Below are 5,119 nucleotides of genomic sequence, written 5' to 3'. Positions count from 1 at the left end.
CGGCGCTGGGCGGGGCCGCCGCCTATCTCGGCCGCGCCGCCGGCAACGCTTCATTGGGGGCGGCATGAGCGGGACGACGACGATCACGGTCGCGGGCGGCAATCTCTACGAGATCGCCGCGCGGCATCTGGGCGATGCGACGCAGTGGATTCGCATCGCGCAGCTCAACGGGCTGTCCGACCCTGTGCTGGTCGGGCTGGTGACGCTGGTGCTGCCGCCAGTGGACCCGAATGCGGGTGGCGGGGTGCCGCGTGTCTGAGGCGGTGACGGTGAGGGCGATTGCTCCGTTCGCGACGCTCGACGGAGCGCCGCTGCCGGGGCTGGAGCGGCTGGAAATCCGCCAGCCCGGCGCGTTCGAGGCGGCGTGCTTCGTCCTCGAATTCGCGATCGGCGCGGTGCCGGGCGGCGCGGCCTGGTTCGCGGGGCTGCAGGGCGGGGTAGTGACGGCGGGCATCGGGACCGGGCCGGCGCTGGTCGTGGGGCAGGTCGACAATGTCGCGATCCGGTTCGATCTCGGTGCCGCGATCCTGAGCGGGCGGGATCTCGCCGCGCGGTTGATCGACGCCGAGGTGGACCAGACCTTCTCGAACCTCACGGCGAGTGAGGTGGCGACGGGATTTGCCGGCGAGGCCGGGCTTGCCGCGAATGTGGACGCGACGAGGACGCGGATCGGCCAGTATTACGAGCTGGCGCATGCGCAGACCGGGCTCGGTCTGCATTCGCGGCACGCGACGCGGTGGGACCTGCTGGCCGCGCTCGCAGTGCGTGAGCGGTTCAGCCTTTCGGTGACCGGGACGACGCTGAATTTCACGGCGCCGCCGGCCGGCGCGCCGATGCTGCTGACCTATGGGCGGGATCTGATGACGCTGGGCTGCGATCGCGCGGTGGCGCTGGCAAGCCCGAAGGTGACGGTGCGGAGCTGGAACCCGAAGAGCAAGGCGGCGTTCAGTTCGAGCGCTGGCAGTTCCGGCGGGACGACGCTGATCCGCCCGAACCTGACCCAGGGCGAGGCAGAGCGCGTTGCGGCGGCGGCGCAGGCGGCGCTGGCCGCGCAGGCGGTGCGGCTGCAGGCGAGCATGCCGGGCGAGACGTCGATGGCGCCGGGAACCCCGATCCTGCTGCAGGGCACGCAGACCGCGCTCGATGGCGCGTATGTGGTGCGGAGCGTGGAGCGGGTGATCGGCGGGCGGATCGGGTTCCTGCAGCATTTCGAGGCGATGCGGGCGGCATGATGGAGCATTTCTGGAACGCGGTGAAAGGCCGGGCGGCGGCGCTCGACGGGCTTTCGGCGCAGGCGCGGTTCGCCGTGGTCGCGAGTTTCGATCCGGCCGCCTACGCGGCGCGGGTGACGTTGCAGCCGGAGGGCGTGCTCTCGGGCTGGCTGCCGGTGCTGGCCGGATGGGTCGGCGCCGGCTGGGGCATGGCGGCGCCGTTGTCACCGGGCGACCAGGTTCTGGTGCTCGGGCAGGAGGGCGACGCCGAACAGGCGGTGGTCCTCGGCCGGCTGTGGTCGGACCGCGATCCGGCGCCGCAGGCGGCGGTGGGCGAGTTGTGGCTCGTGCATCAGAGCGGATCGTTCCTGCGGCTGCGCAATGACGGGACGATCGCGATGAAAGCCGGGACGGTTTCGATCGAGGGGGATCTGATGGTGAGCGGAGAGATTTCGGACCTGAGCGGGACGCATGGCAGTCTCGATACGCTGCGGCGGGCCCATGACGGGCACACCCATCCCGATCCGCAGGGCGGTTCGACCGGCACGCCCTCGACGGTGGTGTGATGGCGGATCTCGCATTGACCTTCGGCGGCGACCTTGCCTTCGGCGATGGCGGCGACCTTGCTCTGGCCGAGGCGGCGGCGCTGACCGAGCAGCGGGTGCTGCGGCGGCTGCTGACCAATCCCGGCGGGTATGTCTGGCAGCTTTCCTATGGCGCCGGGCTCGGCCAGTTCGTCGGCGCGGCGGGGCCTGCCGCTGCTGCCGGCGCGCTGGCGCGGGCGCAAATGCGCGGCGAGACGCGGGTGGCGAGCGCGCCGCCGCCGCAGATCACGGTCAGCCAGGGCAATCCGGGCGGGCTGGCGATGACCATCGCCTATCAGGACGCCGCGACGGGACGGGCGCGGGTGCTCGCGCTGCCGGGTTCCGTCTGATCAGCACAGGGAATTCCGATGCAATTATCGCTGCAGAGCTTCACCGCCATGGTGGAGCAGATGGCCGCTGCCCTGCAGGGGGCGGCGAGCCAGGCGCTGGACCTGACCGTCGGGTCGGTCCTGCGGGCGCTGCTCGAGGCGAACGCCTCGCTCGGCCTCTGGCTGCAATGGATGATCGTGCAGGTGCTGCTGACCACGCGGCTAGCCACCAGCACCGGGGCCGACTGCGACAGTTTCGGCGCGGATTTCGGCTTCGCCCGGCTGCCGGCGGTGGCGGCCGGCGGCACGGTGACCTTCGCGCGGTTCGCCCCTGTGCTGTCGGCCTTCGTGCCGGTCGGCGCGACGGCGATGACCGCCGATGGCAGCCAGAGTTTCGCGGTGACGGCCGACCCGGCGAACCCGGATTTTTCGGCGGCGCAGGGCGGATACACGCTGGCGGCGGGTGTTGCCTCGATCGACCTGCCGGTGAGCGCGGTGGTGCCGGGGGCGGCCGGCAACGTGGTGGCGGGGGCGATTTCGCTGCTGACCACGGCGATCGCCGGGATCGACACCGTGAGCAACGCGGCGCCGATGGGCGGCGGCGTGGACGCGGAGAGCGATGCCGCGTTCAAGGCGCGGTTCGGCAACTATCTCGCCAGCCTGTCGCGCGCGACGACCGGCGCCATCGAGGAAGCGGTGGCCGGTGTGCAGCAGGGGCTGTCGGTGACGATCAGCGAGAATGTCGACCAGACCGGGGCCGTCAGCATGGGCAATTTCATCGTCACGGTGGATGACGGAACCGGCCATCCGCCGGCCTCGCTGCTGGCGACGCTGGGCCGGGCGGTGGACGCGGTGCGGCCGGTGGGCACGCGTTTCGCGGTGCAGGGGCCGAGGGTGGTGGCGGCGAACGTGTCGATGACGCTGGTGCTGGCGCCAGGGACGGTGCCGCAGGCCGCCATCTCCGCGGTGACAGTGGCGATCGCGGCCTATATCGGCGGGCTACCGGTGGGCGCGACGCTGCCTTACTCGAAGCTGCTGCAGATTGCCTATGACGCGTCCGACGCGGTGGTGAACGTGACCGACGCCCTGCTGAACGGTGGCACGGCCGATCTGGCGCCGCCCGCGTTCGGGGTGGTGCGGGCCGGCACGATCGGCGTGAGCTGAGCCATGAGCGGTTCGAATCCCCCCGGCAGCGCGGCCGACATGGCGGCGCGGCTGAAAATGGTCCTGCCGGCCGGCTGGTTCGCCGATGCGACGCCGGTGCTGGACCAGGTTCTCGGCGGGCTCGGCGCGCTCTGGGCCGGGCTTTACGCGCTGATCGGCGCGGTGCGGCGGCAGACGCGGATCGCGACGGCCTCGGGGCCGATGCTGGACATTGCCGCGCGCGACTATCTGGGCGGGCGCATCGTCCGGCGGGCGGGCGAGGCGGATGCCGCGTTCAGCATGCGGATCCGCGCCAATCTGCTGGCACCGAAGGCAACGCGGGCGGCGCTGGCGGCGGCGATCACCGCCGAGACCGGGCGGGCGCCGGCGATCTTCGAGCCCGCCAACACGGGCGATACCGGCGGCTATGGCGCCAACACGCTGGGGTATGGCGCGCGCGGCGGCTATGGCAGCCTTGCCCTGCCCTATCAGTGTTTCGTGACGGCCTATCGCCCGCTCGTGGCCGGCAGCGGCGCGTCCGGCGGGTTCGGGTACGGGCCGGGCGGGTATTCGACCTCGCCGCTGGCCTGGAGCGATCTCGCCCAGGATGTGGGGCTGGCCACCGATGCCGACATCTACGCAACCATCGCCGGCGTGCTGCCGGTCAATGCCATCGCCTGGACGCGGTTGCTGAACTGACGGGCGATCCCGCGCCGTTTTCATCCCTGCCGGCCGGCCGCCGCCCTGATGCGGCGGGTGCCGTCGCACGGCCTCATGACAAGGACATCTTCATGGACAGGACCATCGTCTATCCGGGGGCGATCCCGCTGGATACCGACATTCTGAACCTCAACCGCAACGTGATGGTCGCGATCGGCGCGCTCAATGAAGCGGTGCTCGGCGGCGGCATGGTCGCGGACGGGCTGGCCTGCACGCCGACCGTGCCGGCCTCGCTGACGGTGACGGTGGCGCCGGGATCGATCACCCAGCTCGGGCCGGTCGATGCCAACAGCTATGGCAGCCTGCCGCAGGATACCGCGCAGCAGACGGTGCGGATGGGCATCAATCTCGATCCGGTCACGTTCACCCTCGCGGCGCCGGCCAGTTCCGGCCAGTCGGTGAATTACCTGATCGAGGCGACGTTTTCGGAGGCCGACGCCGATCCGGTCGTGCTGCCCTACGTGAACGCCGCCGATCCTTCGGTGCCGTATTCCGGGCCGGGCAATTCGGGCGGGGCGCAGAACACGCAGCGGCTGCAGCGGGTTCAGCTGCAGGTCAAGCCGGGGGCGGCGGCGGCGGCGGGAACCCAGGTGACGCCGCCGGTGGATGCGGGGTGGGTGGGGCTTTACGTCGTCACCGTCAATTACGGGCAGAGCGCGATTACCGCGGCCGATATCGTCACGCTGCCGCAGGCGCCGTTCCTGCCCTTCAAGCTGCCGCAGCTGCGGCCGGGCTTCTCGCAGATGCAGGTGTTCGAGAGCTCGGGCAGTTTCGTCGTGCCGCCCGGGGTGACGCAGGCGAAGGTGACGGTGGTCGGCGGCGGCGGTGCGGCGGGATACCACGTCTCGATGCCCGGCGCCGGCGGTGGCGCCGGTGGGACGGCGATCGACATCGTCACCGGCCTCGTGCCGGGGCAGGTGGTTGCGGTGACGGTGGGCGCGGGGGGCGTGGCGCCCACCTCGCCGGCCAGTGGCGGCAATGGCGGCACGTCGAGCTTCGGCAGCTACATGTCGGCCACCGGCGGCACCGGCGGCGAAGGCGGCTCCGGCTCGCTGTTCGCAACGGCGGGCGGTGCCGGCGGTATCGGTTCCGGGGCGCGGATCATCCAGGGCGGGGCGATGGGCGGTGACGG

At 71.6% G+C, this 5,119-nt stretch carries 7 protein-coding genes; all 7 read left to right on the top strand.

What is annotated here, in order from left to right; all coding sequences use genetic code 11:
* Positions 1 to 259, top strand: a 259-nt coding sequence (locus tag APM_RS08350; RefSeq protein WP_371259407.1) for a hypothetical protein, incomplete at its 5' end; no start/stop codon positions are given.
* Positions 252 to 1,232, top strand: coding sequence for a hypothetical protein (locus APM_RS08345; protein WP_007422925.1), 981 nt, complete (start codon positions 252 to 254; stop codon positions 1,230 to 1,232). The genes APM_RS08350 and APM_RS08345, both read left to right, overlap by 8 nt.
* Positions 1,229 to 1,777, top strand: coding sequence for a phage baseplate assembly protein V (locus APM_RS08340; RefSeq protein ID WP_007422924.1), 549 nt, complete (start codon positions 1,229 to 1,231; stop codon positions 1,775 to 1,777). The genes APM_RS08345 and APM_RS08340 overlap by 4 nt, the downstream gene beginning before the upstream one ends.
* Positions 1,777 to 2,145, top strand: coding sequence for a hypothetical protein (locus APM_RS08335; protein WP_007422923.1), 369 nt, complete (start codon positions 1,777 to 1,779; stop codon positions 2,143 to 2,145). The genes APM_RS08340 and APM_RS08335 overlap by 1 nt, the downstream gene beginning before the upstream one ends.
* A gap of 18 nt (positions 2,146 to 2,163) precedes the next feature.
* Positions 2,164 to 3,288 (top strand): baseplate J/gp47 family protein, encoded by a 1,125-nt coding sequence (locus tag APM_RS08330; protein ID WP_007422922.1) that lies wholly within the window; start codon positions 2,164 to 2,166, stop codon positions 3,286 to 3,288.
* Positions 3,289 to 3,291: 3 nt separating this feature from the next.
* Positions 3,292 to 3,966 (top strand): hypothetical protein, encoded by a 675-nt coding sequence (locus tag APM_RS08325; RefSeq protein WP_007422920.1) that lies wholly within the window; start codon positions 3,292 to 3,294, stop codon positions 3,964 to 3,966.
* 92 nt (positions 3,967 to 4,058) lie between these two features.
* Positions 4,059 to 5,119: glycine-rich domain-containing protein (locus APM_RS08320; protein ID WP_007422921.1), on the top strand; the 1,061-nt coding region annotated here is incomplete at its 3' end.

It is taken from the genome of Acidiphilium sp. PM (assembly GCF_000219295.1).
GTDB classification, from domain to species: domain Bacteria; phylum Pseudomonadota; class Alphaproteobacteria; order Acetobacterales; family Acetobacteraceae; genus Acidiphilium; species Acidiphilium multivorum.
The sequence above is the reverse complement of the archived record's forward strand: the minus strand, read 5'-3'. Positions and strand labels throughout refer to the sequence as shown.